A 2,608-nucleotide genomic window follows, 5' to 3' on the forward strand; every position below is an offset into this window, starting at 1 on the left:
CAGTGGCTGTTCCAAGCGCTGCTGTTATAAGCGCTGCTGTTGGGTTACAACCTAATGTACCGTTGGAAGGTGTTCCTGTAGCTGTGATAACAGGTGCTATTAAATCGGGTGTTACCGTAAAAGTTCTTGTGCAAGTCTGAGTTGCTCCGCAATCATCGGTTACCGTCCAAGTAACAGTCGTAGATCCTCCGCATTTACTTGGTGCTAAAGGAGTTAACGGGTTTCTTGTTACTACAGGGTTAGTGCCACCACTTGTACTAAAAGTTGCAAGCCATGCATTAAATTTTGTATTGATTTGATCTTGTGTCTGACATGATGCTTCAGTTACATCTGTTGCGCAATTTAGTACTACCGGTTTCGCACCGTCTCCTATTGTAACTTTTTTTACACCTTTACATCCCAGGTTATTACCCTCTACAGTAACTGTATAGTCACCAGCTACAAGATTTGGAAAGCTAACACTTGTGAACTGCGAAGATATTATTACATCAGGAAATCCATCACGACTCAGCGTATATTTATAAGCCGTATTACTACCACTTGAAGATGCATTCACTTCAAGATTAGTAGTCCCCCCAAAACATTTAATAGGAAGAAATGATGTTGTTACCTCTACATCTGTTATTGTGATAGAGGCACTACATGTAGAAGTACCTCCAGGAGCATTAACTGTTAAAATCCCCAGAATTTTCCCCGTGGTTGTTCCCGGAAATAAGACTGCTGTTATAGTTCCTGAATTTGTAGCAGCATTATAAACAAAAGGCGTATTAGATATAATCATTGCTCCATTTGTAGTGTTATCCGGCCCCACAGGAAATGATATGAGAAGCTCAGGAACAGGAGGTGTTGATGTTTGATCATTCCCGCTATATGCAATTTCGACTGTATACGTAAGATTTGTACCCAAACACCCTTTAAGAGGACCCACTATATTACATGCTGGTGGCGGTAAAAATACAAAATTATTTATCGTAGCCGTTCCGTTAGTAGTAGTTACAGAAATCTGACCGCTCTGCCCTGATGAAGACACTATAGCTGTTATAGTAGTGGAATTCACAACGGTAAACGAAGCGGCCGCTTCTGTCCCAAATTTAACTGATGTAGCACCCGTAAAATTGGTTCCTGTGATGGTAACCGTTGCTCCTCCTTTGGCAGAAGCCGGTGAAAAACTTGTAATAGTAGGAACTTGCGCATAAACCATCTGAACTGATGTCATCAGTAAAAACAGCACCATCGAAAAGTATCCTAATTTATTATTCTTTTTTTTATTTGAATGACCGGAACTTTTGCAACAGTCACCCAATTCTTCAATTTTATTTGAAATTTTCATAATGTAAATTTTTATCATTTATAATTTAAATTTCGACTTACGGTAACTGATTTAGTGCAGGTGCTAGATTTACTTGAACCTCCATTTAAATCAGGATTTGTGACGGTAAGCTTTATCGCAAAGCTTCCTCCTTTAGTACCTGCTTTCACCTGAATCCTTGACGTGCCCTCACCTGAAACTATAGTAGCTCCCGGTACGTTTTTATCGATTTTCCAAGAATAAGTAGTTTTGGGGCCTGTGTTATAAACATCTGAATTGATGCTTATCGTGTTGCCTCCTCCAGAATCAAAATACCCTATCAACGGACCTGAAAGATTACAGGAAGGTTGTTGAGCATACAGAAAGCCTGTAAGAAAAAAAAGTGTAACAAGTAAAAACATACTTGAAATAACATTTTTATTCTTAGAGGTTTTCGCAACAAAATAGTTACTTGTGTCAGTCAGTGAAAAAATCATTCGACTTAAACCAATTTTACATCCATTCTCATCGGTAATCAATACATTATCCCGATCACTGAAAAAAGCGAAAAAATTTAATAAAAATTTTTTTTTCATAATAATAGTATTTTAACACCATAGATTTGATTTAATAGGAATCAAGGATTAAGGGCGAAGACATCTCTTCAGATAAAAATCATGAAGTCAACCATCATCAAAAGAATATTTTTATCACGACTATAAAAATATCTTTATCATTTACCAAAATCGAATTGTAAAAATGGATTAGATTAATTTCAAAACGATTCAATTAAAACTAGATAAAAAGGTTGTTACTGGAATACTACACATCGGGGAAATGTGACTTACCATTACTAAGTCCTCTTCAATAAAAAAGGTATTGAAGTCAACGTTCAAACACAGGAAATATTAAATGTGGGGAACATAAATCTCTTTCCTAATAGAATCCTAAAGCCATAAAAAAAAACGACTTAACTTTTTCTTACATAAAACTAATCATTAAAATAAAAAGATAAAAAAAAAGCTACAGCAAAATCGACAAAATGCTTATTTAGACGATAATTAACATTGCTGAGTAAGAAAATTAACATACAAATAAAAATAATTATAATTGTAAGTAATTGATTAACAGTTCGATACGTGTTAAATATATGGGTTTAAAATTAAGAATCCTTTTCTTACTTCAATTACTGTTTTTTAATTGAACATAAAGAAAAAACCTTCCATTTAGACTGAACCCAAAAGTTTGGACAAATTTATAATTAATTTTGATAATAATGAGCTCGATATTGTATCGGGCTCATTTTGTTTAAATTTGATT

Annotated in this window: 2 protein-coding genes; both read right to left on the reverse strand. The window is 34.9% G+C overall.

Going from position 1 to position 2,608, the window contains the following annotated elements:
* The coding region (locus BUC23_RS17125) for an IPT/TIG domain-containing protein (protein WP_208609334.1) at positions 1–1,330 on the reverse strand (1,330 nt) is incomplete at its 3' end.
* A 14-nt stretch (positions 1,331–1,344) separates the two neighbouring features.
* Positions 1,345–1,884, reverse strand: a complete 540-nt coding sequence (locus BUC23_RS17130) for a hypothetical protein (protein ID WP_073211910.1) — start codon at positions 1,882–1,884, stop codon at positions 1,345–1,347.
* Positions 1,885–2,608 lie beyond the last annotated feature (724 nt).

Source organism: Flavobacterium xinjiangense, assembly GCF_900142885.1.
GTDB classification, from domain to species: Bacteria; Bacteroidota; Bacteroidia; order Flavobacteriales; family Flavobacteriaceae; genus Flavobacterium; species Flavobacterium xinjiangense.